Origin of the sequence: Pseudomonas wenzhouensis (assembly GCF_021029445.1) — a bacterium.
Taxonomy (GTDB): Bacteria; Pseudomonadota; Gammaproteobacteria; order Pseudomonadales; family Pseudomonadaceae; genus Aquipseudomonas; species Aquipseudomonas wenzhouensis.
In genome coordinates, this window is sequence record NZ_CP072610.1 from 1,000,296 (window position 1) to 1,025,185 (window position 24,890).

Consider the following 24,890-nt stretch of genomic DNA (forward strand, 5'->3'; position numbering starts at 1 on the left):
CTTGCTCCCTCCGAACGAGCGCGTGCCGAGAACTTTCATGCATATCAAACTCGCCAATCCCCGTGGCTTCTGCGCCGGCGTCGATCGCGCCATCGAAATCGTCAACCGCGCACTGGAAGTCTTCGGCCCGCCGATCTACGTGCGCCATGAAGTGGTGCACAACAAGTTCGTGGTCGAGGACCTGCGCGCGCGCGGTGCGGTATTCGTCGAAGAGCTGGATCAGGTGCCGGATGACGTCATCGTCATCTTCAGCGCCCATGGTGTCTCCAAGGCCGTGCGTGATGAGGCCGACCGTCGTGGCCTCAAGGTATTCGATGCCACCTGCCCGCTGGTGACCAAGGTGCATATGGAAGTGGTGCGCTACAGCCGTGAAGGCCGTGAGTGTGTTCTCATCGGCCACGAAGGCCACCCGGAAGTCGAAGGCACCATGGGCCAGTACGACGCCAGCAATGGCGGCGCCATCTACCTGGTCGAGGACGAAGTCGACGTCGCTGAACTGCAGGTGCGTAACCCCGAAAATCTGGCGTTCGTCACCCAGACCACCCTGTCGATGGACGATACCAGCAAGGTGATCGACGCCCTGCGCGCCAAGTTCCCGGCCATCGGCGGCCCGCGTAAGGACGACATCTGCTACGCCACGCAAAACCGCCAGGATGCGGTCAAGCAACTGGCCAGCGAGTGCGACGTGCTGCTGGTGGTCGGCAGCCCCAACAGCTCCAACTCCAACCGCCTGCGCGAACTGGCCGAGCGCATGGGCACTCCGGCCTACCTGATCGACGGCGCTGAAGATCTCAAGTACGAGTGGTTCGAAGGCGTGAAGGGTATCGGCATCACTGCGGGCGCTTCGGCGCCTGAGGTGCTGGTGCGTGGGGTAGTAGACCAGCTTCGTGCCTGGGGGGCAGAAGGGGAGACGGAGTTGGATGGGCGCCCGGAGAACATCACGTTTTCGATGCCGAAGGAATTACGGGTGAAGGCGCTGTGAGCTGAAAAGAAAAAGGCGATCTGAAGATCGCCTTTTTTATTCGTGGTAGTCAACGCCAGCACTGATCGACCGTCTTGGCATCTGGCCCGGTGGATGTTTTACCTTTGATGCCGACAGCTGTGAGGGTCAGGTTGCCACAGAGGCCGTCGCCTATGGTCTGCTCGGCCGTCAGCGTATAACCGCCATCTCCGTTGGTACGGGAGATGGCTACCAGATAATAGCCGTTCTCAGAGCGCACCTTGGCAGATGCACTGTTGATGTTGGTCACGCTGGCCTGATTAGAAACCAGCAAGTCCAGATCCTGAGGCGTGGTCACGTAGCGATTGTTCTGGGCATAGAAACGCTCCTGGCGTGCTGCCATTTCCTGCAGCAGCGCCATGCCCTCAGCTCTTTTGCTACGCGTGATGTAGTCCTGGTAGTTGGGGATGGCAATGGCCGCCAGGATGCCGATAATCGCTACAGCGAGCATCAGTTCGATCAAGCTGAAGCCTTTCTGTTTACGCTGAATCATTGAAACTCCTCCGGCACGATATGCCAGCTCTGACGGCCGCTGCTGTTAGGGTCATCGCCGACGGTTGCAGGGTCTGCTGCGCCGTCGCTGCCAAACACCTTGTTGCCGGGTGCCAAAGTGAAGCCACCCAGGGCGGGGAAACGCATGCCGGATACGACATTGGCATTGTACTGGTCAGTCGGGTTCACCAGGCGATCCGCGTTCAGGTCAAGCACGTTGAAGCGTGTGCGACCGCCAGTGAAGGCATCGACTGCATACAGCCAGGTATCTGCACCTGCCTGGCAGGGATCCTGATTGGGGGTCAGGCTGCTGAGGAACAGGATGGAGCCGCTGGCCGTCATATTGTTTATGATCATCTCGCCTTCAAACTTAAACGCCGGAGGGTTTTCGCTTCTTTGCACGGCCATGTCCAGTGCCCAGCCCCACTGGGTGACCAGTTCGTCGGATGAAGGGATCTTCAGGTCGGCTTCGCTGGCGGTCGGCGCACGGAACCATTGTGCTGGCTTCTGACTTACCAGGCGGATATCACGTGTAGCGCTCTGTTCTTCGTCACCGATGACGACATTGTTTTGCTGCTCGGTGAAGCTTTGCTCCAGCAGGCGACCAGTGCGAGTCCCTGCCACTGGTGTATTTGCTGTGGTGCTCTGGCGTTTGGTGTTGCGATCCCAGATACCGTAAAGGGTCATGGCGCGGCTGGTGTCTACGTTGGCATCGCTGGTTTCCAGATACTTGCCGGTACCGAACAGCACCAGATAACCGTAGCTGGTGGGGTGGCGTACTAGCGAAGGCTGAATGGTGATGGCTTGACGTTTGCCAGCTGTGTCTCTGGCCACGAACAGAGGCTTGTTACCGTAGGCCAGTTTAAAGTCAGTTGCAGCAGTAGTGCTGGCAACTTCATCGTTGGTGCGGGCGAACGGATCGCTTGTAATGGATTCGATATCACTGGTGGTTTTCACCAGGTCAAAGCGCCACAGGTTGCCCTGTAGGTCGCCAGCATAGGCATAGTCCACCAGCCCATCGCCGTTGTTATCCGCGCCACGAACGCTGGAGAGGCCATTGGAGAGGGTGATGTTGCCTTCCACAACATCCGGTACGGTGATCTTCTTGATCAGCTCGCCGCTCTTGATGTTAATGATCAGCAATGCGGCCTTGTCGTTCGTGCTGTTGTAGCCGTTGCCCTGCAGGACTGCCCACTCTCCCGTATGCAGGCGCACGATCTCGGGTTGTGCGAAGGTGAAGCCGAGGTCGGCATCCTTGGTTGAGTCGAACTCCCACAGCAGCTTGATCTGTGTCGGGTCGGTGACGTCCAGTGCGAACAGGGATTTACCCCCTGCGCGCAGGGTGCCGATCAGCACGGTGCGCCAGCCCTCATCATCACCGTTGCCAAAGTAGACATCGCGCACGATGGGCGTGCCATCGACAAAGTACTGATGTTCTCCACCTTTGTAGTTTTGTCCTGTGAGCTTGTGAAGGTTTTGAATCACTTCGCTTGGAATGAAGGCGAAGGTTTCTTGTCCGGTCGTGGCATTGAAACCATGCAGCATGCCGTCGTTGCCGCCTACGTAGATCATTTCCTGGCGATTGGCTTTCTTGTTGGCTTCACGGAAGGCTGCGTAACTCCTGTAGCCGGTGATATTGCCCGTAGGGTTCTCGATCGCATCGGCCAGGTAGGCGAGGTAGGCAGGTGTGCCGACGACCGCAGGGCTGGAGTTAATGATGTCGCCCAGAATCGAGCTGCGTTTGCGGAGCTGCGGAGAGGCCACACCTTCCTTGCTGCGGTCGCCCCGTACATAGTTGACACGATCCTGGCCGCGAGTATCGAAGGCGACGCCTAGGCTCTCAGGGTCGCGGTTCATCAAGTTCTGCTGCTGGGTGCTGAGGTTGTTCCAGGTGAAGTTCTTGAGTTTATTGCTGGCAGTACTGTCGAACATAAGCACGCGGCGAGTACTGGGGTCGAGGTTTTCGTTGGCTTGCTTGGCACTCCACAGCAGTGTGGTACCCCCGGTTTTATCGACCAGAGTTTTGCTTAGCTCACCGCTCCAGTCCTCGCTGGAGAACTGGGTGGCGTAGACATTGCTCTGCAGAGCGTTGTCGCTATCGGACACGAAAGACGCCGCAACCGCAGGGCGTGCTGCCGACGTGGTGCGGTTGGCGATCCGGTTGAGGATGTCCTTGAATGCCTTGACCATGTCGTCAGGGCTATCGACGCTGAAGAACTCACCTCGCGAGTTGATGGCGGCATGCCAGAGGTCATAGACGTTATTGGACGAGCTTCTTGAGGCCTCAGGCCAGCTTTGCGCACCAGACAGCAGGTTTTCATAGCCGCTACCGCCGAAGGTATCGCCGGTCCACGGCAGGTTCGGTGCGTTCAGGGAGTTGGTAAGCGCCAGGCCCATGGTGTAGTTGACCATGTGCTGCCAGGTAGCCGGGTTGTTCTTGGGCTCCCAGTACTGGGCGGTTGCATCGGTATTTGGCACCTGGATATAGGGTTTGACATCGTTTTCCAGGGTCGGGCGCAGATCCGTGGCCCAGTAGTGCATGGCGATATCCGCAAGGGTGCCCGTGGTTGTTCTCAGGTCATTGCCGTAAGGCTTGCGGCTTGGACTATAGGTCTGGCTGCCGTCAGGAAGGGTGAAGGTGGCGCCGTCATGCCGCGTAATGCCGCCCGGGAAGTTCTCATCGTTCCACATACCGTCGGTCATCAGTACATGGAAGCTCGGGCGGCATGCATGAACGGGGGATTCGATGGTGGCGCCACGCCCTCCCGTTGTAGTGACCGGGTTGGGAGTGTGAGCCCAGGCATCCGATGATGTACGCAAAAACTCACCGGCTCGCGCTGTCGCTGCCAGCAGCGGAGTGCTGCTGTTGAATTTGACCGAGGCCAGCCAATTCAAAAAGTTGGCCTTATGGCGTGGGCTGAGTTCACGGAAGTAGTTGTTGTTGCAGTTGTTGGAGTTCAGCGTATTGCAGACGGCCAGCGTTTGCCAGGTAAAGCGGGATGAGGCCGCCAGTTCATTGAAGGCGAGGTTTGCGGCGGTCACCGTAGCCAGTGCGCGGGTACGGTAGAACGAGTACCAGATGGCGAAGTTTGCTCGCTCGTCAGTACCCTCCGGGCTGGAGTTTTCCGATACAAAGACCGGGCGATGGCAGGCATCGTTATTCTTGTTAGCATTACAGCCGGCAAGGGAGGGGTCATAAACGTAGTAGTAAGCAGGTACAGGAACGTTACTTAAGCTGATCGTATAGTCATTGTTGTCGCGTGAGCAGGATATAGAGCCGCTATAGCTACCGCTGATGAAGGTCGCAGTACAATTTGTTCCAGATGTGGTTCGTTGGACTCTGACCCTGCCTAGCCCAGGTATAATGCTTGGGGGTGGATCGACATCCTGTCGGCTACTTGCTCCGCTGGTCCCACTAAGAAAGAGCCTGTAAGTGACAGTTCCAAAATCTGAGTTAGGGTTTTGCGACAAATTAAATATGCGCCCTGTCGGGTCGGCGTAGTTGACGGAAGAACTATAGTTATAATTCACGGCCTCATCAGTGCTGAAGTTCCAAGATACTCGATAGTTGTTGCTTAAGTTGATCGAGCCATAAGAGGTCTGAAAGCCATTTTGATAAGCGGTGGTGAAACTGGAGGTATAACCGTTTTCTACCTCCGAGCCATCGTTATTCAGCTTGACCGGCGGGCGGTAAGTCACGTTGGGGTTGTAGTACATCGGGTTGGTAGTTGAAGACATTCCACGCCGAGTATTACGCAGGTTTCTAGGACTATCTTCGCGGCCCGCATCGTCGGGGCCGAAGGCCCAGCGCATACTGCCGGAGTCATCGAGGGTGAAGATCAGGTTGGGGGCAACGCTCTCGCTCAAAATGAGAGGTTTTTGGCTGATATCCAGCGTTGCCCCGACAGCGGTGTTGAAACCTGAAAAGATAAAGGTGAACAGCAGGGCGCTGCCGATGGTTCTTGTCGAGGATTGAAACAGATTCATGGCGTGACTCCCTGATTGATCACCAGGCACAAAAAAGATGGATTTCATTCGGTTTCGATCCTGCCCTTGGAGTTGAGGGCGATGGTCGAACGCACCGCGCTATTCAAACCGTTATTACTGGCCATGCCGTTTACCTCGTAGCGAAATACGCCAATACCGAGCAGCATGTTTCCGTATTCGGGGTTTTCCGACTCGCCCTGAAGTTCACCGCCAGGTGCGATCTGCGCGTACCAGGTGGCGTCGCCGTAAAGTTCGGTGTTGTCGTCCGGGGAATAGACCTGCTTGTTGGTTGCGTCTATGGCGTAGGCGGGCTCTTTGTCGAGCAGGCAAAGCGTACCGGCGGCAATGCCTTCACAGGTGCTGGTCGGTTCCTGAGGGCCACGCTGAACCGTTCTGCGCTCACCATCGCGCACACTGGCTTCCGCCACGTTGAGCAGTTGCTTCTGCTCGATCATGTTGCCGGTGATGCGCGACTCCAGGCTGACCTCGCGCATGTTGGCGATGGCCAGTACCGTGATGACCAGCAGAAAGATCAACGCAATGAGCAGGCTGAAACCTTGCTGGCGCTGCCCCAGGTGGTAGTGGTGTTTGTTGTTCATGGCATCAGGTTCCTCATGCTGGTGCTGCTGGAGAGCATGGTGTAGAGACGTTTGTCATTGGGGGCATTGCCGAACCAGAATTCGTAGACCGCGCTGCCTGCGCTCTTGCCGATTTCGGTTGGGCTGGCGGTCATGATGGCGAATTGCACGGCACGTACGCGGGCATTCGCCGCCGGTGTCGGGGTGTATTCGCTGATGCGCTTGTCATCGTTGTAATTGACGCCGTAATCGAAATTCAGCGCTGTGATGCCTGTGGCGATGGCTTGGGTGTTACATCTCAATACGCCATTTTCGTCTAGCTCAAATATTTCTGTGACCGGGGTCATGCGCACGTAAGGATCATTGGGTGGAATATTGGCAATTAGGTCGCCACTGCAGGTACGTGCCCCGGGAAAGGCAGGCTGGTAGCGGATGCAGAAGCTGGTGGCGTTAATGCGTTTAACCACTTCACCGGCAGCCATGGCACCGCAGTTGGGGAGATTCGCAGAAGGAAAGGCTGCCTCCATGGTTTCATCGGGGCGACGGCGGTAGCCTGTCTTGGTCAGCGTTTCTTCCAGCAGCAGGATGGAGAAGCGTGCGCTTTCGATATTCTGTCCCTGGCTTTGCTGGAACAGCGTGTTCTCGCGGTTGTCCAGGTAGACCTGAGTGATGCCCAGAATCAGGAAGCTGCTGATCAGCAGGGCAACCATCATTTCGATAATGGAAAGGCCATGTTGTTTGTGCATGGTCAGAGTTCTCCGCGCAGGCGCAGGGTGCAGATAAAGGGATCGGCGCCATTGCCGCAGGCCTCGCCATTGGAGCGCCAGGCAACCTGAACCTCGATGGTGGAGCCAGCAGCACAGGCGCCAGGCACCTGGGAGCGACAGATGTAGAAGGCATTGCGCACGGCCACGGCATCATCGTCTTCACCGGCAGTACCCGGCATCAGCGTGCGCACTTTCTCGCTCCAGCAGGTCAGTTGCCTGGCCACATTGCTGGCTGGAATGGCGGCTGCGCCACATGCACCTTCTGCTTCGAGCGAGTTGATCATGTAGTCATCACGGGCGTCGGGATTGGCGCGGATCTTTTCCATGATTTCGGTGGCCAGCATCACGGCGTTGTTGCGCGCCACCGAGTCCGAGGTGAACTGGATGCCACGGCCTTGCATGGCCACCAGACCCAGCATGCCGACGGTGAGTAGAACCAGTGTGACCAGTACTTCGATCAGGCTGAAGCCGCGTTGTGTGTTGCGCTGGGTCATGGTTGGCAATCTCCCAGATCGTTACCTTGATTGTTCTTACCGCGCGGTAACAGCCGTGTACTGCCGCTGGGCTGTACTTCGATCCGATAGGCAAAGGCTGCATTACCGTCGCGACAGATGACGAAATCTGCGGTTTCGGCTGTGCCGTTTGGCGTAAAGGTCAGCGTAATGGGCGCCAGGCTGCTGGTGATGCTGGCATGCTGCGGGTTGAAGCTTTCCTGCCGCAGCGCCGTGCTATCTGAAGCGTTCTCGACGATCCAGTTATTGTTGTCGTTACGTAGCCGTATCGAGGTGCGACGCACCACCGCTTGCGAGCGGGCGAATTGCAGCAGGCTGTTGAGTGTCTGCGCCTGCGCTTCGATCTGGTTGTTGGCAACCAGGCGGGCGAAGTTGGGTATTGCGATGCCGACTGCGATCGCCAGCAATGCCAGCACGATCATCAGTTCTATCAGGCTGAATCCTCGCATGTCAGGGTGGTGTGACATGTTTTGCTCCTAAGGGACGTCCGAGCGAATACTGCGATAACGTCTCTTGTCTGTCTGCCCTGGAAGGACGGCTGGCTGACTGGAGCGGATGACTGGTTACAGCGTATGTTCAACCCTTGCAGCGATGGGCCTCTTCTAGGTTTTCCAGATGGCTTGCCTGGCGAACGCGCCCCTGTCGATTGAGGATCAGTTGCCAGGCAACAACGTTGCCTTTGCATTGAAAGAAACGGCCGTTACTGGACGGGCTGGTGCCGTTGGCATGGAAGCGTATGCGCGAGTCGAAACCCGCCCAGCGCAGCGGTGTCCTGCTGCGGTGTTGCTGGATTTGCAGGGCTTGATCCGGGGTGTGCATCAGCTGCATGCGCCAACCCTGACCCCAGTCGCTGCCGCAGGTCACGCCATCGCGGGAGCCGCACAGTTCTACGCTTATCCTGTGCAGTACGGCTTGTAGCCGGGCATGATGAAGTGATGCATGCAGGTGATTGCGCAGTGCCTCGCGTTCGCTTTTTTGTTGTAGTGCTGCGAGGCTGGGGATGGCTATCGAGGTTCCGATGCTGACCAGTGCCAGCGCGACAAGAAGTTCATAGAGGCTGAACGCCGACTGTGAGGATCGTTTCATGGGTATAGTCCTTTACGCTTTGCTGCGTGCGTTCCTGGCACAGGTAAAGGTTTAGTCGTGATTGACTGTCTTGGCAAATGAGAGGGCGATGTGGGGCGAGTGTTACTGGTCGGGGGCGGTGCTTTGGGTTTGTTGTCTGCCAGCCTGTTGGCTGCAGCGGGCGAGGAGGTCTTGCTCGTGGATCGTCAGGGGGTCGGCGGCGAATCCTCCTGGGCTGGCGGCGGCATCGTGTCACCGCTCTATCCCTGGCGCTACAGCGCAGCGGTCACGGCCTTGGCGCATTGGTCGCAGGATTTCTACCCGGGTCTGGGTCAGCGTCTGTTGGCGCAGACGGGTGTCGATCCCGAGGTGCATGTCACCGGGTTGTATTGGCTGGATCTGGATGATGAAGCCGAGGCGCTGGCCTGGGCTCGGCGTCAGGGGCGCGAGTTGTTTGAGGTGGATATCGCTGAGGCGTATCAGCAGGTGCCTGTGCTGGGCGATGGCTTCAAGCGCGCCATTCATATGCCGGGCGTGGCCAATGTGCGTAATCCAAGGTTGGTCAAAGCGCTGCGGGCGGCCTTGACGGCCATGCCCAACGTCGAGCTGCGTGAGCATTGCCCGGTCACTGGTTTTATTCAGGAGGGCGGGCGGATCTGCGGGGTGACCACGGCTGCTGGTGAGATTCGTGCCGAGCGCGTGGTGTTGGCTGCCGGCGCCTGGAGTGGCGAGTTGCTCAAGACGCTTGGGCTGGAGCTGCCGGTCGAGCCGGTGAAGGGGCAGATGATTCTCTACAAGTGCGCCGAGGATTTTCTGCCAAGCATGGTGTTGGCCAAGGGACGTTATGCGATCCCGCGGCGTGATGGGCATATCCTGATTGGCAGCACCCTGGAGTTTGCCGGGTTCGACAAGACGCCGACCGATGATGCGCTGGCAAGCCTCAAGGCGTCGGCCGAGGAATTGTTGCCGGCACTCAAGGATGCCGAAGTGGTCGGGCATTGGGCCGGCTTGCGGCCTGGCTCGCCCGAGGGCATTCCGTTCATCGGCGAGCTGCCTGAGCACCCGGGGTTATGGCTGAACTGCGGGCATTTCCGCAACGGGCTGGTGCTGGCGCCGGCATCCTGCCAGTTGCTGGCTGATCTGATGCTCGGGCGTGAGCCGATCATCGATCCGGCGCCTTATGCGCCAGCGGGGCGTTTTTAATAGTCGCTCGTCAACGCTTGCAGGGGACGGTGCAGGCTGTCTTGATCGCCGGCAAGCCGGCTCCTACACAAGCGTGATCTCGGGGTTCAGTCGATACCCAGCTTCTTCAGGCGGTAGCGCATCGAACGGAAGGTCAGGCCCAGGCGTTGCGCGGCCGCCGTGCGGTTCCAGCGGGTTTCTTCCAGTGCCTGCATGATCAGTTTGCGTTCGATGTCCTCGAGGTAGTCCTCGAGGTTGTCGATATGCGCCAGGCTGGCTTCGCCGCCTTCGTTGCTGGGGCCACTGGCGTCGGCCAGGCGTAGGTCGCTGGGCGTGATCTGGTCGTCTTCGCAGAGGGTATAGGCGCGTTCGAGCATGTTTTCCAGCTCGCGCACGTTACCGGGGAAACGGTAGTTCTTGAGCTTTTCCAGGGCATCGGGATGCAGTTTGGCGGCAGCCAGCCCGGTGCCGTCGGCCAGGCGAGCGAGCATCGCATTGGCCAGTTGCGCGATGTCTTCGCGGCGCTCGCGTAGCGGCGGGACGCGCAGCTCGATGACGTTGAGGCGGTAGTAGAGGTCCTGACGGAAACGGCCGGCAGCGACTTCGGCGGCGAGATCCTTGTGGGTGGCGCAGAGGATGCGCACATCGACCACCACTTCCTGTTGGCCGCCGACGGCGCGCACGGCCTTTTCCTGAATCGCGCGCAGCAGTTTGACCTGCATCGGCAGTGGCAGATCGGCGACCTCATCGAGAAACAGGGTGCCTCCATTGGCAGCCTGGAACAGGCCCTGTTTGTCTTCGATGGCGCCGGTGAAGCTGCCTTTCTTGTGGCCGAAGAACTCGCTTTCCATCAGCTCCGACGGGATGGCGCCACAGTTGACCGGAACGAAGGGGTGTTCGACGCGCGGCCCCTGCTCGTGAATCAGGCGCGCCACCAGTTCCTTGCCGCTGCCCGATTCGCCGCTGATGTAGACCGGCGCCTGGCTGCGTGAAAGTTTCAGGATCTGCTTGCGCAGTGCTTTCATCGGTGGCGAATCGCCGAGCAGGCGGCTGTCGACCGGGGTTTCCTCGCCTTCGGGCGCGCGAATGCGCAGGGCCGTGGCGACCAGTTCGCGCAGGCGGCCGAGGTCCACCGGCTTGGTGAGGAAGTCGAAGGCGCCGGCCTTGAGCGAGTTGATCGCGGTGTCCAGGCTACCGTAGGCGGTGATCATCGCCACGGGTACCTGTGGATGGCGTTGTTGAATGTGCTGCACCAGATCCAGGCCGGTGCCATCGGGCAGGCGCATGTCGGTCAGGCACAGGTCGAACGGCTCGCGCGCCAGCCATTCACGCGCTTCCTTGACGTTGCGCGCGCTGCGGGTGTCCAGCTTCATGCGTCCGAGGGTGATTTCCAGCAGCTCACGGATATCGGGTTCGTCGTCGACGATCAGGGCTCTCTGACGGTTCATGTTCAGCTCAGTTTGCGCGGATGGGCGAAGGTGATGCGGAAGCAACTGCCGCCCCCTTCGCGAGGTTTATAGTCCAGGCGGGCCTGGTTGCTCTGGCACAGCTCACGGGAGATATACAGGCCGAGGCCGGTGCCTTTGTTCTCGGTAGTGTAGAAGGGCTCGAAGATGTGCTGCTCCTGTTCGGGCGGCACGCCGGGGCCATCGTCGAGAATCTCCAGCACTGGCAGATCACTGGTGTCATCGCGAAACAGGCGTAGCCAGACCTGGCCGAGCCGGTGCTTCTGGGCGCTATAGCGCAGGCCGTTCTGCACCAGATTGGTCAGTACCTGGTTCAACTGCTGTGGATCCATGCGCGTCTGCAGGCTGCCGCCCTGGGTTTTCAGGTGGAGCTGCCGGTCGGCCGGTGCCGAGCTGCGAAATTCGCTGGCGAAGCGGTGTAGCCAGTATTTCAGGTCGAGCAGTTGTGCTTCGGCCTGGCGCCGGCGCGAGAGCTGCAGGACGTTCTCGATCACCAGGTTCATGCGTTTGGAGTGATCCTGAATGATCTGCGCCAGGCGCTGATCCGGGCCTTGCAAGTCTTCCGATTCCTGCAACAACTGCGCGGCATGGCTGATTGCGCCGAGCGGGTTGCGAATTTCGTGGGCGATGCCGGCGGTCAGGCGACCCAGCGAGGCCAGTTTGAGTTGCTGGGCCTGCTGGGCGATCTGCGAGATGTCGTCGAGAAACACCAGCGTATGTTGCTGGCCATCGCGTTGCAGGGAAATGAAGCTCGGTTGCAGCACCGGGCCATCGACCTGCGCCTGCAGGCTTTCCGGGCGCAGCGTCGGGTTGTGCAGCCACTGCTGCAGGCGTTTGACCAGCTCGGGGCAGTGTGGGTCGATGATCTTGCCGGTCAGTTCGCCACGGCCCAGTAGCTGCGTCGCGCCCTGATTGGCCAGCAGCACGCGATGTTGGGTGTCGAGCACCAGGATGCCGGTGCGCATGCGTTGCAGGATCTGCGCATTGAGCTCTTCGAGGTTGGCTACGTCGGCTGCACGCTTTTCGGCCAGGGTTTCACTGATCTGCAGGCGTCGGGTGATGCCCTGGATGAATAACGCGCCAGCGAAACACAGCGCGCCGAGGGCGCCGGCCTGCACGTACTGGGCAGCGGCAGCGGGGTGGCTGAGACTGAGGTAGAAGGTCAGGTAGATCAGCGCTATCGCGGCGATGGCGGCGATCAACAGGCCAACGCGACCGCGCAGCAGGATGTTGGCGATCGCTACGGCCACCACCAGCAGGTTACCGATACCGCTGGGTGTACCGCCGGCTGCATAGAACAGGGCCGAGAGAAAGATCACATCGACCAGCGCCAGGCTGAACAGCTGCATCAGGTGCTTGGGCCGATGCACCAGCACTGCGATGAAGATATTGAGGATCAGGTAGACCCAGCTGCCGGTACGAAACAGCTCGATATGCACGACATCGAAAAACTGCTCGTCGAAGTTGCTGGAAATCAGCAGAACCAGGGCCAGGCCGATACTCAGGCGATAAAGATGGTAAAGCCTGAGAATGCGCCGTCCCTGGGTTCGGCTTGGTGTGCTGAGTTCAGCGTTCACCTGTGTGTGGGCCTTGTTCGAGGTGAGCCTGGCTGCAGTACCACTGCTGATCCTGGCTCAGTGCCTGGGCCTTGGGGATGTGCACGCCACAATGCGCGCAGCGAACCATGGGCGCGGCGGCGTCCTCGGCTGCGCGCGTGCGTTTGGGCTGGCTGATGAAGCGGCGCCAGATCCAGATCGCGGCAAAGATGATGGCGACCCAGAACAGCAGGCGGAAAAGACCCATATCGTGCTCTTTTGTTCGTTGAAAGTCGGCAGTTTAGCCAAGCCGAGTGCATCGGCACAGTGCAGCGAAGGCAGCGTGTGAGCTGTTTCCTCGCGGCAGGGCGGTTGATGGTTGCAGGCCTCTAATACCGGGCATGAAAAAGGGAGGCCGTAGCCTCCCTCGTTCAGTTACGCTGCGCTCAGTCGAACAGACCGAAGGTCAGGTAGCTCCAGATCGAGCGCTTCTTCGCCGTTTCGCCGGTTTTGGCGTCCTGCTGCAGTTCACGCGGGATCTGCTGTGCGGCGTCTTCATACTGGCGGATGACGTCCTGGCTGGCGCGGGTTTCACCCGGTGGCAGCGGCGTTTCGGTTTCGATCAGGCCCAGGGTGGCCTTGGCCAGCCAGGAGCGGTTGTCGGCTTCCTCTTCGAGCGGCACGAACTCACCGCTTTCCAGGGTCGGGTGATCGGGGTAGTTGAGCTTGAGGGTTTCCAGGCTGCTGGCGGCCAGGTCATCCAGCGACAGGCGCTGATAGGCTTCGGTCATGATCGCCAGGCCGTCACCGACCGACGGGGTTTCCTGGAAGTTTTCCACCACGAAGCGGCCACGGTTGGCGGCGGCAACATAGGCCTGGCGGGTCAGGTAGTAGTGACCGACGTGGACTTCATAGGCGGCCAGCAGGTTGCGCAGGTAGATCATGCGCTGCTTGGCGTCCGGGGCGTAGCGGCTGGTCGGGTAGCGGCTGGTGAGCTGGGCGAACTCGTTGTAGGAGTCGCGCGCGGCGCCCGGGTCACGCTTGGTCATGTCCAGTGGCAGGAAGCGCGCCAGCAGACCGCGATCCTGGTCGAAGGAGGCCAGACCCTTGAGGTAATAGGCGTAGTCGACGTTGGCGTGCTGCGGGTGCAGGCGGATGAAGCGCTCGGCGGACGACTTGGCGGCCTCCGGCTCGGCATTCTTGTAGTAGGCGTAGATCAGCTCCAGCTGCGCCTGCTCGGCATAGCGCCCGAACGGATAGCGCGACTCCAGCGCCTTCAGTTTGGCGATGGCCTGGGTGTAGCTGCGGTTGTCCAGGTCGGCCTGGGCCTGCTGGTACAGCTCCACCTCGCTGAGGTTTTCATCGACCTCCGGCTGCTTGGAGGAGCAGGCGGCGGTAAGGGCGAGGATGGCGATCAGCAGCAGGTGTTTCACTTGCATGGCGGCTTGCGTCCCTGTGACGGCCGCGCGGCCGTCCTGTTATGATGAGCGCCCCCGGAACCCCTGGGGCAAAGACGCCGTATTTAACCACAAGCCTGTCGCCGAAACCAAAGGCCTGGCTCCCGCCGTTGCCAAGAGCCTGTTCAAAGTTTCGCGAGCTAGAGCAATGCAAGGCAAAAACAGGCGAGGAAGCGGAGTTTACTAATGTAAATGAGCACTCCGAGCCTGTTTTTAACGCAGCAGGGCCGACGCGCAGCAGACTTTGAACAGGTTCTGAGATGACTTCTATAAACAAACAGCTAATCCAACTCCAGGCCGTCGTTCCCTTTGAACAAGGCGGTCAACGCCTCGACCAGGTGGCTGCGCAGCTGTTTGGCGAGTTCTCCCGTTCGCGCCTGTCCACCTGGATCAAGGAAGGCCGGCTGACCGTCGATGGCACCGTGGCACGCCCGCGCGATACCGTGCATGCCGGCTCGACCCTGGTACTCGATGCCGAGCAGGAAGCGCAGGGCGAGTGGGTCGCGCAGGACATCGAACTGAACATCGTCTACGAAGACGAACACCTGCTGGTGATCGACAAGCCCGCAGGCCTGGTGGTGCATCCGGCTGCCGGGCATGCCGACGGCACCCTGCTCAACGCCCTGCTGCACCACGTACCGGATATCGTCAATGTGCCGCGTGCCGGTATCGTCCATCGCCTGGACAAGGACACCACCGGCCTGATGGTGGTGGCCAAGACCCTGCAGGCGCAGACCAATCTGGTCGAGCAACTGCAGAAGCGTACCGTCAGCCGCATCTATGAATGCATCTGCATCGGCATGATCACCGCCGGCGGCACCATCGATGCGCCGATTGGCCGCAGCTCCAGCCAGCGCCAGCGCATGGCTGTGACCGATGGCGGCAAGCCGGCGATCAGTCACTACCGCGTGCTCGAGCGCTACCGTTCGCACACCCATGTGCGGGTCAAGCTGGAAACCGGGCGCACGCACCAGATTCGCGTACACATGACCCACGTTGGCTATCCGCTGGTGGGCGATCCGGTCTATGCCGGACGTTTCCGCATTCCGCCAGCCGCCAGCCCGACCCTGGTGCAGAGCCTCAAGGAATTCCCGCGTCAGGCCCTGCATGCGCGCTTCCTCGAGTTGGATCACCCGGCTACCGGCAAGCGCATGAAGTGGGAGTCGGCGCTGCCGGATGATCTGGTCTGGCTGCTGACCCTGTTGCGTCAGGATCGCGAGGCCTTCGTCGGGTGAGTGTTCACGACTGGCTGACGCCCGACTGGCCCGCGCCGGCCAACGTGCGTGCCTGCGTTACCACCCGTAGTGGCGGTATCAGCGCAGCGCCATTCGAGACGTTCAACCTCGGTGATCATGTCGAGGATGACCCGCAGGCGGTGGCCAGCAACCGTCAGCATCTGGTCGAGGCTCTGGGGTGCCAACCCGCCTGGTTGCGCCAGGTGCATGGCATCGTGGTGGCTAAAGCCGATCCGGCCGTGGTGATCGAAGCCGATGGCAACTGGACGGCCACCCCCGGTATCGCCTGCACGGCGATGACCGCCGACTGTCTGCCTGCCCTGTTTTGTGATCGTGCGGGTACCCGTGTGGCCGCCGCGCATGCTGGCTGGCGCGGCTTGGCCGGCGGTGTGCTGGAAGCCACCGTGCAGGCGCTCAACGTGGCGCCGCAGGAGCTGTTGGTGTGGCTCGGTCCGGCCATTGGCCCGGCAGCGTTCGAGGTCGGTGGCGAAGTGCGCGAGGCCTTCGTGCAACGGCATGCCGAGGCTGCCATTGCCTTCGTGCCCAGCGTCAATGCCGGCAAATTCATGGCCGATATCTACCAGTTGGCGCGCATTCGTCTGGCTGCCATTGGCGTCACCGCCGTCAGCGGTGGCGGGTTGTGTACCTACAGCGACCCGCGTTTCTACTCCTACCGCCGCAGTGCCCGAACCGGGCGTTTCGCTTCGCTGATCTGGCTGCAGCCCTGAAGCAGGCTCTGGCTCTTAATCACTATCATCAATAGTGCTGTGCCGCGTGAGGCGGCTGAGCTTATTCTCCTGGCAACGAGCGTGCCCGATGCGCGCAATCTGACCAGAGAGGAACGATGATGAACGCCCCCGCACAAGCCCTGTTCACCCCCTTCCAGCTCGGCAATCTGGCGCTGCCGACCCGTGTGGTGATGGCGCCGATGACCCGTTCTTTCTCGCCTGGTGGCGTGCCCAATGCGCAGGTGGTCGAGTACTACCGCCGTCGCGCCGCCGCCGGTGTGGGCCTGATCGTCACCGAGGGCACCACTGTCAATCACAAGGCGGCCAATGGCTACCCGAACGTGCCGCGTTTCTACGGCGAAGACGCCCTGGCGGGCTGGAAGCAGGTGGTCGACGCCGTGCATGCCGCAGGCGGCAAGATCGTTCCGCAGCTCTGGCATGTGGGCAACGTGCGTCGCCTGGGCACCGAGCCGGACGCCAGCGTGCCCGGCTATGGCCCGATGGAGAAACTCAAGGACGGCGAGGTGGTTGTTCATGGCATGACCCAGGCCGATATCGACGAGGTGATCGCCGCCTTCGCCCAGGCTGCGCGCGACGCCAAGGCCATCGGCATGGACGGTGTGGAGATTCACGGTGCCCACGGTTATCTGGTCGACCAGTTCTTCTGGGAAGGCAGCAACCAGCGCACCGACCAGTACGGCGGCGACCTGGCGGCGCGTTCGCGTTTTGCCATCGAACTGATCCAGGCGGTGCGCGCGGCGGTCGGCCCGGACTTCCCGATCATCCTGCGCTTCTCGCAGTGGAAGCAGCAGGACTACACCGCGCGCCTGGTGCAGACGCCGGAGCAACTGGAAGCCTTCCTCAAGCCGCTGTCCGAGGCCGGCGTGGACATTTTCCATTGCTCGACCCGTCGTTTCTGGGAGCCGGAATTCGAAGGCAGCGACCTTAACCTGGCCGGCTGGACGCGCAAGCTCACCGGCAAGCCGACCATCACTGTTGGCAGTGTCGGCCTGGACGGCGAGTTCCTGCAGTTCATGGTCAAGACCGACAAGGTGGCCGAGCCGGCCAGCCTGGAGAACCTGCTGGAGCGCCTGAACAAGCAGGAGTTCGACCTGGTCGCCGTGGGCCGTGCCTTGCTGGTCGACCCGGACTGGGCATTGAAAGTGCGTGAAGGCCGCGAGCAGGACATCCTGCCGTTCAGCCGCGAGGCGCTGACCACGTTGGTCTGAGCCCGCTTCTATCGGGCGCCGCGATCCGGTGCCCCGTGTTTCCAGCCCTGGCACATCGGGGCTTTTTACGTCCGCTGCTACGTTTTAGCCATCCTGCATCTCGCCCCGGATTTCATCCGGGCTACCGGCATTGGCGATCTTCGGGCGCGGCTGCATGGCACTGCGCAGATGCTGCTCGAACTGCATCACGATGTCGTCCCAGCTCAGGTGGCTGGCATGCCGGCGCGCATTGAGGCGGATGCGTCGCAGCACTTCGCTATCGGCGAGCAATTCGCAGGCAGCTGCGCAGAAACCGGCCTCGTCCCCCGGACGGGCGAGCATGCCGTTGTGCTGGTGATGGATATGCTGAGCGGCTGCAGCCTGGTCGAACGCCACCACGGCCAGGCTCGAGGCCAGGGCTTCCAGCACCACGTTGCCGAAGGTTTCCGAGAGGCTGGGAAACAGGAACAGATCGCCTGATGCATAGTGCGTGGCCAAGGCCTCGCCGCGTTGCAGGCCACAGAACAGCGCATCCGGCAACTGCGCCTGAAGGTTGGTGCGTAGCGGCCCGTCACCGACCAGGATCAGACGCATGCGGCGCTGCGGCTGTACCTGCTGCAGGGCGCGGAAGGCCTTGACCAGCAAGCCGAGGTTCTTCTCCGCTGCCAGGCGCCCGACATGCACGACGGCCAGGTCATCAGGCTCCAGCCCCCAGCGTGCGCGCAGCGCCTCGCTACGCCTGCGCGGGTTGAACAACTGGCTGTCGACGCCACGGGCCAGCAGGGCCAGGCGTTCGAAGTCTCGGCGTTGCAGATCGACCTGCTGGCCGACGCTCGGCACCAGCGTCAGCTGCGTGCGGTTGTGGAACCAGCGCAGGTAGTTGGTCATCGCCCGTGTCAGCAGGCCGAACCCGTAATGCCCGGTGTACTGCTGGAAGTTGGTGTGAAAGCCGCTTACCACCGGGATTGCCAGGCGCCTCGCCGCGCGCAGGGCGGACAGACCTAGTGGGCCTTCGGTGGCGATATACAGCACATCCGGGCGTTGCCTTTGCCAGCGCCGCAGCAGCTTGTGCAGCGATGACTGGCCCCATTGCAGGCCGGGATAGCCGGGCAGCGACCAGCCGCGCGTGAGCAGCACGTCATCATCGGCCGCGTGTGCCGGGTCGACTTCCTGGCGAGGCCGTATTAGTTGCACGCGATGGCCGCGCCCACGCAGACCCTCGACCAGGCGCCCGAGGGTGTTGGCCACGCCGTTGATTTCCGGCGGGAAGGTTTCGCTGATCAGGGCGACATGCAGAGACGGTGCGTTCATGTATGCAGTCTCTGCCTGGGTCATGTAGTGCACATGACCGTCAGATTGCAGTTGTGTGTCAGGCGAGTAAGCCGTGCAACTGTTCACGTAGCCAGATATGGGCCGGATCGTGGTGCTGCTGACGGTGCCAGATCAGGCTGATCTGCACGGCCGGCATATCGAAAGGCAGGGGCGCCACCTGCAGCGCGAACAGCGCCGCGAAGGCGTTGGCCAGGCGCGCCGGTACGGTGCCGAGCAGGTCGGTCTGGGCAACGATGGCCGGAATCGGCAGGTAGTTGGGCAGATGCAGCGCCGCCTGGCGCCTGACCTTGGCTGAGCCCAGGACGATTTCCAGGGGTGAGCCGCGTCCGGCGCGCGGCGTCACGATCACGTGGCGTGCCTGCTGATAGGCGCGACGACTGAGGCCACCGACGAAGGCCGGATGATTCTGGCGGCCGATCACTACCAGCGTTTCTTCGCGCAGCGGCGCGTAATGCAGGTCGGGCGAATCGACGTGCAGGTAGTCGACGGCCAGATCCAGGGCACCGCTCTCCAGGCGCGGCAGCAGGTTGTCGGCGTCGTCGCTGTGCGCCACCAGTTCCACCTGCGGCGCGACACGGGCCAGGTGTGCCTGCAGCATCGGTAGCAGCGCGGCCTGGGCGTAGTCGTTGAGCGACAGGCTGAACACGTGCGATGCCTGGGCATCGAAGGGTTCTGCCGGGCCGAGGCCGGCCTGCAGCAATTGCAGCGCCTGGCGCACGGGCGGGTAGAGCGCCTGGGCGCGCGCGGTCGGCGTCATGCCGCGCGCGGTGCGTCGGAACAACTCCTCGCCCAGTTGCTGGCGCAGGCGGGCCAGGGCGTTGCTGACGGTCGACTGGCTCAGGTGCAGGCGCTGAGCCGCACGGGTCAGGTTGCCTTCCTGCATCAGGGCATCGAAGACCAGCAGCAGGTTGAGATCGAGCTGGCGTAAATTCGTTATCAAGAATAATGCTCTTGTCAACTATCCATTATTCGAATGATCTGGTCGGGCTTAGAATCTTGTCAATGCAGAGGAGAGCGTCATGGCCTACAACAACGACAATGCTCAGGCGTTTCGCAGCGATTACCGTGCAGCCATCCATCGGTCGTACAACCCCTGGCTGCACGCCGCATTCGTACTGGTTTACGGATTGCTGTGCATGGGGTGGCTGTTCAGCTCTCTGCAGGCAGTGGCGCCCTGGCAGTGGCTAGTGGTGCCGGTAACGCTGGTGTTCTTCAGTTGGGGCGAGTACCAGGTGCACAAGCGTCTCGGTCACAGCAAGACGCGTTTCGGCAAGCTCTTCTACAAACGCCATACCGGTGATCATCACAGCTTCTTCGTCGAGACGCTGATGCCCTACGAGACGGCGCGCGACTGGCGCGTGATCCTCTTTCCGGCCTGGCTGATCGTGCTTTACAGCCTGCCGTTGTTTGCCGTCTGGTGGCTGCTGTCGCAGTTCGATGGCAACCTCGCTGCGCTGTTTGCCGGCAGCATGCTGCTGGGCTACATGAGCTATGAAGTGGTGCACGCCTGCGAGCACCTGCCGGCCGAGCATGCCCTGGCGCGCTTACCCTGGATTCGCCAGATGCGCCGTCTGCACGCGCTGCATCATCGCCGCGAGCTGATGCAGACGCACAACTTCGGCATCGTTCATCCGTTGATGGATTGGCTGTACGGCACCCTGCACTGGGAGCCTGAGGCGATTCATGAGCAGAATCGCCAGCAACACCGCATCCGCATCGAGCTGTCGGCCGAGCAGGTGCTGGACTACGCTGCGGCGCCGAGTCACTGGCCGCAGTGGCACCCGTCGTCACTGCGTGTCCAAGGGCGCGAAGGAGCTTTGCTCGCCGGTGAGTGCTTCGAGGAAGACATTCATGCCGGTGGTCGCGCCGGGCACCTGAGCTGGGACGTGCTCGACTATCAGCCGGCCTGCCGCTGGCAGGCCCGTGCCCGGGGCTGCCATGGTCTGCACCTGCTGCTGACCTATGAATGCGTTGAGACGGAGGGTGGCTGCGAGTTTGTGCGCACCCTCGAATATGGCTTCGATGGCCTGCTGATGCGCCTGGCCAATGCCCTGTTCATGCGCAGGCGCATCGAGCGCGAGTCGCAGGCCTCGATGCAGGCGTTACACGACGTCCTTGCGCGCACCTAGCGCCTGCTCGCCGCGCTCGCGTACCCAGAACAGCGTGGCACCGGCCACGGCCGCCGGCATCATCAGGATGTTCAGCCCCGGCACCAGCAGGGCGGCATAGGTGATGCCGCCGAAGCTCAGGCTCTGCCAACGTTTTTCGCGCAGCCAGGCGAGCATGTCCTGCCAGCTCATCTTGTTGTTGTCCGCCGGATAGTCGATGTACTGCACGGCCATCATCCACACCCCGAACAGCAGCCACAGCGGCGCGGCGATCAGGTTGAGCAGCGGAATGAAGCTGAGGATCAGCAGGGCGATGGCACGCGGCAGGAAGTAGGCCAGCTTGCGCATCTCGCGGCCCATGGTGCGCGGTACCATGGCCGCCAGTTCGGCCCAGCTGAACGGCGGAAAGTGATCTTCGCCGCGCGCCACCACCTCGACTTTTTCTGCGAGAAAACCGTTGAACGGTGCGGCGATGATGTTGGCCAGCAAGGTGAAGGTGAAGAACACCATCAGCAGCACCAGCACCACGAACAGTGGCCAGAGGATGTACTGCAGAAAGCTCAGCCAGGTAGGCAGGGTGGGCATGAAGGTGTCGACCCAACCGCTGAACTGCTGCACGGCAAGGCTGATTAGGATGACGAACAGGATCAGATTGACGGCCAGTGGCAGCAGCACGAACAGGCGTAGACCTGGGCTGAGCACCAGCTTCAGACCTTCGCGCAAATACTGTGGGCCGGACAGGACGGGGGCGGCGGGCATGCGGGACTCCTGAGGTGGTTGATGCGCGCGACCATACCGACTTCGCGGACGCGGCGAAAGTTCAGCGACAGCTCCGCCTGGAGGTGCCTGCAATAGGCGGGCTCTATGCCTGGAATTGGCAAAGGGTATTTCCGCTTGGCAGGCGGCCTCTATAGCCTTGCGCCCAGTTTCATTTTAGGTCGCCTCTAAAAACGTAGGCGAGGCAGTCAGCGCAAGGCAAACACAGGCGAAAAAGCGCAGTTTACGAGCTGTAAATGAGCATTTTGAGCCTGTTTTTAACGCAGCGATGACAACGCAGGTAGTTTTTAGAGGTGTGCTTTTTGCGGGGCTCTCAACATTCCAAGCCTTCCCCTAGCGCTTCGAGAGTCCCTTTTTATCTGGTCGCCGGTCTGTGGGCCTGCGAGGAGTATGCGATGTCCAGTGTTCGTTATGCCCGCGTCATCATTCTGGGCTCCGGCCCGGCTGGTTACAGTGCGGCGGTGTATGCCGCGCGTGCCAATCTGAAACCGCTGCTGATCACCGGTATGCAGGCTGGTGGTCAGTTGACCACCACCACTGAAGTGGACAACTGGCCGGGTGACCCTCACGGCCTGACCGGGCCGGTGCTGATGCAGCGCATGCAGGAGCATGCCGAGCGTTTCGATACCGAGATCGTCTTCGACCATATCAATGCCGTCGATCTGGCCGGCAAGCCCTTCACCCTGATCGGCGACAGTGCCACCTATCACTGCGACGCGCTGATCATTGCCACGGGCGCCAGTGCGCGTTACCTCGGGCTGCCCAGCGAAGAAGCCTTCATGGGCCGCGGGGTATCCGCCTGTGCGACCTGTGATGGCTTCTTCTATCGCGGACGCGAGGTGGCCGTGGTCGGTGGCGGCAATACCGCCGTGGAAGAGGCGCTGTATTTGGCCAACATTGCCAGCAAGGTGACGCTGATCCATCGGCGTAATGCCTTCCGGGCCGAGAAGATCCTGCAGAACAAGCTGCAGGAGCGTATCGCCGAAGGCAAGATCGAGCTGCAGCTCAACGCCGAGGTGGACGAAGTGCTGGGCGATGCCAGTGGTGTGACCGGTGTGCGCCTCAGACAATACGGCGGCGCTTACCGCGAGCTGAAGGTGGAGGGTCTATTCATCGCCATCGGCCATACCCCCAATACCAGCCTGTTCGACGGTCAACTGGCGCTGAAGGACGGCTATCTGGTGGTCAACGGCGGGCGCGAGGGCAATGCCACCGCGACCAGCATTCCCGGCGTATTCGCCGCCGGTGATGTGGCCGATTCGGTCTATCGCCAGGCCATCACCTCGGCCGGTGCCGGCTGCATGGCGGCATTGGATGTCGAGCGCTATCTCGACGGGCTGTAAGGCGGAGCAGCGTTAGTCGCGCCGACCATGGCGCGGTGAAAACGCCAGCCAGGCCAGCACGGGGTAGCACAGGTAGTGCAGGCTGAACAGAAACAGCCCCATGGGGCTGGGGGTGTCCTGCATGACCATCATGCCCAGCAGGCCAAGATAGAGCAGCCCCAGCACGCCACCATAGAGCAGGGTGAGGCGCCAGCGCTCGGCGCTGCTCGGTGCGCGCCCTGTTCGCCAGTGAAACACCAGCGCCAGGCCGGCGGCGATGGCGGCGGCGATCAGCAGGGTAGTGAACACCCCGCCCAGGCGTACGAAGGTACGCAGCAGCAGGTTGAGCACGATGGCCGCAACGATTCCGGCTGCCGCGTAATAGCGCAATTGCAGATTGTGCTTCACAGGTTTTGCACCAGACCGAAACGCTTGCGCAGCACGCGCTCGAGCAGCGCTTTGGGCAGCAGCGTGGCGAGCAGCGGCAGAGCGCGGCTGCCATTGCCCAGACGCAGCAGGCGCGGACGTTTGTCGCGCTGCACAGCGGCCAGCAGGTGTGCGGCGAAGTCGCTGGCGGGCGTGGGATTGTCCTGCGAGGCGCGAGCGCGTGCGCGGATGCCGTCGCACAGCGGCCACCAGGGCGAGTCCTGGCGGATCAGCGCCTCGGCCTGTTGGCTGGCGTTGGCGCCGAAGCTGGAGGCGATGGCGCCGGGCTGTATTTCCATCACCTCGATGGAGAAGGGCGCCAGCTCCATGCGCAGGGCATCGCTCAGGGCGTGTACGGCGGCCTTGGACGCGCAATAGGCGCCGGCGAAGGGCGTTACCAGCAGCGCCGACACGCTGCCGATATTGACCACCAGGCCGCGGCTGCGGCGCAGCAGCGGGAAGAAGGCGCGAGTGACGCCGACGATGGAGAACACGTTGGTTTCGAACTGCTTGCGCATGGCCTCCACGCCTCCGTCGAGCAGCGGGCCCATGGCCCCGTAACCGGCGTTGTTGATCAGCACGTCGAGACCGCCGATCTCTTCGTTCATGCGTGCAGCCAGTCGCTCTAGCGCCACGCTGTCGTTGACGTCGAGTTGTACCGCATGGAACCCGGCCTGCTCGAGTGCCGCCAGGTCACTATCCTTGCGCGCCGTGGCCCACACCGCGTAGCCGTCAGCCCTGAAGGCATCGGCCAGGGCGCGGCCGATGCCGCTGGAGCAACCGGTGATCAGGACGCTGGATTGTGGCATGCGCGGGACTCCCTGAGACGCGAATGGGCTGCAGCTTAGCAGCCTTGGCTTGAGGTGATGGCGGACTGTTCGACCTCCGCGCTTAATCCCGTAGCCCGGATGCAATCCGGGAACCGTCACAGGCAAACCCCCGGATTGCATCCGGGCTACGAAGCGGGCAACGGATGTCGAGTATGGTAGGAGCGAGCTCCGCTCGCGAACGCAGGTGACGCCATAAGCTTCGCTCGCGACGCTCGCTCCTACGGTCGGCGTGTTCAGCGTATGAACTTGCCTTGCAGGCGCTCGGCGCGAAACTCCAGCGTAGCCGGGCGATAGCCGCTGCGCAGGTCGGGCAGGGGCATGCAGTCGCTCCAGCTGGCACCCGGCAGCAGTTCACCGGGGCCGCTGTAGCGTGGCGATTCGTAGAGGCGCTGGGCCAGATTGGTGGCGTTGCCGGGCCGGTAGGCCGCGACTTCCCAGCGCAGCTCCAGCAGGGCGGCGTCGCTGCCGTTCTTCAGGTCGATGGCCAGCGGGCGGTCGGCGGGGCAGCGCTGCGGGTCGTAGCTCAGACGCAGTTCGAGATGGGCGAGGTAGCGCTCGTCCTGGCTTTCCTGCCAGATCACCCAGGTGGCCACCAGGCCGAGACCGACTAGCACGGCCATGGACACCGGTAGCGCCTTGGTCGGGTAGCGGATCAGCAGAATCAGCCAGGTGATGACGAGTACGACACCGAACAGCATGAGGGCAGTCCTTTTGGAAGTCTGCGCTCATCCTACACAAGGTGTCAGTTAAGGGTAACCGCGTGCGCTGTCGCAGGGTGTGACAGCTTCCTTCTCCGGGCGGGAAGGAGAGGCGGGGGAAAACAGAGCCTTCAATGCCGTGGGCGTATTCTGCCCTCTCCCCCAACCCCTCTCCTGTAAATGGA

The 24,890-nt window shown here is 61.6% G+C and carries 24 protein-coding genes; 7 read left to right on the forward strand and 17 right to left on the reverse strand.

What is annotated here, in order from left to right:
- The first annotated feature begins 37 nt into the window (after positions 1–37).
- On the forward strand, positions 38–982 hold the full coding sequence (gene ispH / locus J7655_RS04525; RefSeq protein WP_230926758.1) for a 4-hydroxy-3-methylbut-2-enyl diphosphate reductase: 945 nt from the start codon (positions 38–40) through the stop codon (positions 980–982).
- A 49-nt stretch (positions 983–1,031) separates the two neighbouring features.
- On the opposite strand, the gene J7655_RS04530 is transcribed toward ispH, so the two are convergent.
- The 7 genes from J7655_RS04530 to J7655_RS04560 form a co-directional block, all read right to left on the reverse strand.
- Positions 1,032–1,493, reverse strand: coding sequence for a type IV pilin protein (locus J7655_RS04530; RefSeq protein WP_075745684.1), 462 nt, complete (start codon positions 1,491–1,493; stop codon positions 1,032–1,034).
- Positions 1,490–5,479, reverse strand: a complete 3,990-nt coding sequence (locus tag J7655_RS04535; RefSeq protein ID WP_230926759.1) for a pilus assembly protein — start codon at positions 5,477–5,479, stop codon at positions 1,490–1,492. The genes J7655_RS04530 and J7655_RS04535 overlap by 4 nt, the downstream gene beginning before the upstream one ends.
- Before the next feature lie 44 nt (positions 5,480–5,523).
- On the reverse strand, positions 5,524–6,078 hold the full coding sequence (locus tag J7655_RS04540) for a pilus assembly PilX family protein (RefSeq protein WP_230926760.1): 555 nt from the start codon (positions 6,076–6,078) through the stop codon (positions 5,524–5,526).
- Positions 6,075–6,803 carry a PilW family protein gene (locus tag J7655_RS04545; RefSeq protein ID WP_230926761.1) on the reverse strand — a complete coding sequence of 243 codons (729 nt, stop codon included), beginning with the start codon at positions 6,801–6,803 and terminating at the stop codon, positions 6,075–6,077. Before J7655_RS04545 ends, J7655_RS04540 begins: the two co-directional genes overlap by 4 nt.
- Positions 6,804–6,805: 2 nt before the next feature.
- Positions 6,806–7,318, reverse strand: a complete 513-nt coding sequence (gene pilV / locus J7655_RS04550) for a type IV pilus modification protein PilV (protein WP_230926762.1) — start codon at positions 7,316–7,318, stop codon at positions 6,806–6,808.
- Positions 7,315–7,803 carry a GspH/FimT family pseudopilin gene (locus tag J7655_RS04555; RefSeq protein WP_420850906.1) on the reverse strand — a complete coding sequence of 163 codons (489 nt, stop codon included), beginning with the start codon at positions 7,801–7,803 and terminating at the stop codon, positions 7,315–7,317. The genes pilV and J7655_RS04555 overlap by 4 nt, the downstream gene beginning before the upstream one ends.
- Before the next feature lie 109 nt (positions 7,804–7,912).
- Complete coding sequence (locus tag J7655_RS04560) at positions 7,913–8,422, reverse strand: GspH/FimT family pseudopilin (RefSeq protein WP_230926764.1); 510 nt, start codon at positions 8,420–8,422, stop codon at positions 7,913–7,915.
- Between the two features lie 90 nt (positions 8,423–8,512).
- Between J7655_RS04560 and thiO the strand changes: the two genes are divergently transcribed.
- Positions 8,513–9,604 (forward strand): glycine oxidase ThiO, encoded by a 1,092-nt coding sequence (gene thiO, locus J7655_RS04565; protein WP_230926765.1) that lies wholly within the window; start codon positions 8,513–8,515, stop codon positions 9,602–9,604.
- Between the two features lie 86 nt (positions 9,605–9,690).
- On the opposite strand, the gene J7655_RS04570 is transcribed toward thiO, so the two are convergent.
- From J7655_RS04570 to J7655_RS04585, 4 genes are all read right to left on the reverse strand, one after another.
- Positions 9,691–11,031: a sigma-54-dependent transcriptional regulator gene (locus tag J7655_RS04570; protein ID WP_230926766.1), complete on the reverse strand. Its 1,341-nt coding sequence runs from the start codon at positions 11,029–11,031 to the stop codon at positions 9,691–9,693.
- Positions 11,032–11,033: 2 nt separating this feature from the next.
- Positions 11,034–12,626, reverse strand: a complete 1,593-nt coding sequence (locus J7655_RS04575; RefSeq protein WP_230926767.1) for a sensor histidine kinase — start codon at positions 12,624–12,626, stop codon at positions 11,034–11,036.
- Positions 12,616–12,852, reverse strand: a complete 237-nt coding sequence (locus tag J7655_RS04580; protein ID WP_092380152.1) for a PP0621 family protein — start codon at positions 12,850–12,852, stop codon at positions 12,616–12,618. The genes J7655_RS04575 and J7655_RS04580 overlap by 11 nt, the downstream gene beginning before the upstream one ends.
- Positions 12,853–13,030: 178 nt before the next feature.
- Positions 13,031–14,023 (reverse strand): outer membrane protein assembly factor BamD, encoded by a 993-nt coding sequence (locus J7655_RS04585; RefSeq protein ID WP_230926768.1) that lies wholly within the window; start codon positions 14,021–14,023, stop codon positions 13,031–13,033.
- A gap of 278 nt (positions 14,024–14,301) precedes the next feature.
- Here J7655_RS04585 and rluD point away from each other — a divergent pair, with 278 nt between their 5' ends.
- The 3 genes from rluD (at position 14,302) to J7655_RS04600 (ending at position 17,233) form a co-directional block, all read left to right on the forward strand.
- The gene (rluD, locus tag J7655_RS04590) at positions 14,302–15,276 is read left to right on the forward strand and encodes a 23S rRNA pseudouridine(1911/1915/1917) synthase RluD (protein WP_230926769.1); all 975 of its coding nucleotides are present in this window, start codon (positions 14,302–14,304) and stop codon (positions 15,274–15,276) included.
- Entirely contained in the window at positions 15,273–16,004 is a 732-nt protein-coding gene (pgeF, locus tag J7655_RS04595) for a peptidoglycan editing factor PgeF (protein ID WP_230926770.1), read from the forward strand. The genes rluD and pgeF overlap by 4 nt, the downstream gene beginning before the upstream one ends.
- Positions 16,005–16,123: 119 nt before the next feature.
- Positions 16,124–17,233, forward strand: a complete 1,110-nt coding sequence (locus J7655_RS04600) for an NADH:flavin oxidoreductase (protein WP_230927668.1) — start codon at positions 16,124–16,126, stop codon at positions 17,231–17,233.
- Positions 17,234–17,317: 84 nt separating this feature from the next.
- On the opposite strand, the gene J7655_RS04605 is transcribed toward J7655_RS04600, so the two are convergent.
- Both J7655_RS04605 and bsrA read right to left on the reverse strand, forming a co-directional pair.
- A complete protein-coding gene (locus J7655_RS04605; protein WP_420850907.1) occupies positions 17,318–18,547 on the reverse strand; it encodes a glycosyltransferase family 4 protein in 1,230 nt (409 codons plus the stop codon).
- A 34-nt stretch (positions 18,548–18,581) separates the two neighbouring features.
- Positions 18,582–19,484 carry a LysR family transcriptional regulator BsrA gene (gene bsrA, locus J7655_RS04610; protein WP_230926772.1) on the reverse strand — a complete coding sequence of 301 codons (903 nt, stop codon included), beginning with the start codon at positions 19,482–19,484 and terminating at the stop codon, positions 18,582–18,584.
- Positions 19,485–19,563: 79 nt separating this feature from the next.
- Between bsrA and J7655_RS04615 the strand changes: the two genes are divergently transcribed.
- Positions 19,564–20,673 carry an SRPBCC family protein gene (locus tag J7655_RS04615; RefSeq protein WP_230926773.1) on the forward strand — a complete coding sequence of 370 codons (1,110 nt, stop codon included), beginning with the start codon at positions 19,564–19,566 and terminating at the stop codon, positions 20,671–20,673.
- Here the strand turns inward: J7655_RS04615 and cysZ are convergent.
- Positions 20,647–21,411 (reverse strand): sulfate transporter CysZ, encoded by a 765-nt coding sequence (gene cysZ / locus J7655_RS04620; RefSeq protein WP_230926774.1) that lies wholly within the window; start codon positions 21,409–21,411, stop codon positions 20,647–20,649. The two genes, J7655_RS04615 and cysZ, sit on opposite strands and share 27 nt — an antisense overlap.
- Positions 21,412–21,824: 413 nt before the next feature.
- Here cysZ and trxB point away from each other — a divergent pair, with 413 nt between their 5' ends.
- On the forward strand, positions 21,825–22,772 hold the full coding sequence (gene trxB / locus J7655_RS04625) for a thioredoxin-disulfide reductase (RefSeq protein ID WP_230926775.1): 948 nt from the start codon (positions 21,825–21,827) through the stop codon (positions 22,770–22,772).
- 12 nt (positions 22,773–22,784) lie between these two features.
- Here trxB and J7655_RS04630 read toward each other — a convergent pair whose 3' ends face one another.
- From J7655_RS04630 to J7655_RS04640, 3 genes are all read right to left on the reverse strand, one after another.
- Positions 22,785–23,159 (reverse strand): hypothetical protein, encoded by a 375-nt coding sequence (locus J7655_RS04630; RefSeq protein ID WP_230926776.1) that lies wholly within the window; start codon positions 23,157–23,159, stop codon positions 22,785–22,787.
- On the reverse strand, positions 23,156–23,986 hold the full coding sequence (locus tag J7655_RS04635) for an SDR family oxidoreductase (RefSeq protein WP_230926777.1): 831 nt from the start codon (positions 23,984–23,986) through the stop codon (positions 23,156–23,158). The genes J7655_RS04630 and J7655_RS04635 overlap by 4 nt, the downstream gene beginning before the upstream one ends.
- Positions 23,987–24,240: 254 nt before the next feature.
- Positions 24,241–24,705 carry a multidrug transporter gene (locus J7655_RS04640; protein ID WP_230926778.1) on the reverse strand — a complete coding sequence of 155 codons (465 nt, stop codon included), beginning with the start codon at positions 24,703–24,705 and terminating at the stop codon, positions 24,241–24,243.
- Positions 24,706–24,890: the final 185 nt, after the last annotated feature.

What these genes read in the sequence shown, in the direction of transcription:
- trxB (WP_230926775.1), top strand. Translation starts at nt 21,825, where the DNA reads ATGTCCAGTGTTCGTTATGCCCGCGTCATCATTCTGGGCTCCGGCCCG.
- J7655_RS04585 (WP_230926768.1), bottom strand. Translation starts at nt 14,023, where the DNA reads ATGCAAGTGAAACACCTGCTGCTGATCGCCATCCTCGCCCTTACCGCC.
- J7655_RS04560 (WP_230926764.1), bottom strand. Translation starts at nt 8,422, where the DNA reads ATGAAACGATCCTCACAGTCGGCGTTCAGCCTCTATGAACTTCTTGTC.
- J7655_RS04640 (WP_230926778.1), bottom strand. Translation starts at nt 24,705, where the DNA reads ATGCTGTTCGGTGTCGTACTCGTCATCACCTGGCTGATTCTGCTGATC.
- J7655_RS04605 (WP_420850907.1), bottom strand. Translation starts at nt 18,547, where the DNA reads ATGACCCAGGCAGAGACTGCATACATGAACGCACCGTCTCTGCATGTC.
- J7655_RS04545 (WP_230926761.1), bottom strand. Translation starts at nt 6,803, where the DNA reads ATGCACAAACAACATGGCCTTTCCATTATCGAAATGATGGTTGCCCTG.
- J7655_RS04540 (WP_230926760.1), bottom strand. Translation starts at nt 6,078, where the DNA reads ATGAACAACAAACACCACTACCACCTGGGGCAGCGCCAGCAAGGTTTC.
- rluD (WP_230926769.1), top strand. Translation starts at nt 14,302, where the DNA reads ATGACTTCTATAAACAAACAGCTAATCCAACTCCAGGCCGTCGTTCCC.
- ispH (WP_230926758.1), top strand. Translation starts at nt 38, where the DNA reads ATGCATATCAAACTCGCCAATCCCCGTGGCTTCTGCGCCGGCGTCGAT.
- J7655_RS04635 (WP_230926777.1), bottom strand. Translation starts at nt 23,986, where the DNA reads ATGCCACAATCCAGCGTCCTGATCACCGGTTGCTCCAGCGGCATCGGC.
- J7655_RS04530 (WP_075745684.1), bottom strand. Translation starts at nt 1,493, where the DNA reads ATGATTCAGCGTAAACAGAAAGGCTTCAGCTTGATCGAACTGATGCTC.
- pilV (WP_230926762.1), bottom strand. Translation starts at nt 7,318, where the DNA reads ATGACCCAGCGCAACACACAACGCGGCTTCAGCCTGATCGAAGTACTG.
- J7655_RS04615 (WP_230926773.1), top strand. Translation starts at nt 19,564, where the DNA reads ATGGCCTACAACAACGACAATGCTCAGGCGTTTCGCAGCGATTACCGT.
- J7655_RS04570 (WP_230926766.1), bottom strand. Translation starts at nt 11,031, where the DNA reads ATGAACCGTCAGAGAGCCCTGATCGTCGACGACGAACCCGATATCCGT.
- J7655_RS04600 (WP_230927668.1), top strand. Translation starts at nt 16,124, where the DNA reads ATGAACGCCCCCGCACAAGCCCTGTTCACCCCCTTCCAGCTCGGCAAT.
- cysZ (WP_230926774.1), bottom strand. Translation starts at nt 21,411, where the DNA reads ATGCCCGCCGCCCCCGTCCTGTCCGGCCCACAGTATTTGCGCGAAGGT.
- J7655_RS04580 (WP_092380152.1), bottom strand. Translation starts at nt 12,852, where the DNA reads ATGGGTCTTTTCCGCCTGCTGTTCTGGGTCGCCATCATCTTTGCCGCG.
- J7655_RS04535 (WP_230926759.1), bottom strand. Translation starts at nt 5,479, where the DNA reads ATGAATCTGTTTCAATCCTCGACAAGAACCATCGGCAGCGCCCTGCTG.
- J7655_RS04555 (WP_420850906.1), bottom strand. Translation starts at nt 7,803, where the DNA reads ATGTCACACCACCCTGACATGCGAGGATTCAGCCTGATAGAACTGATG.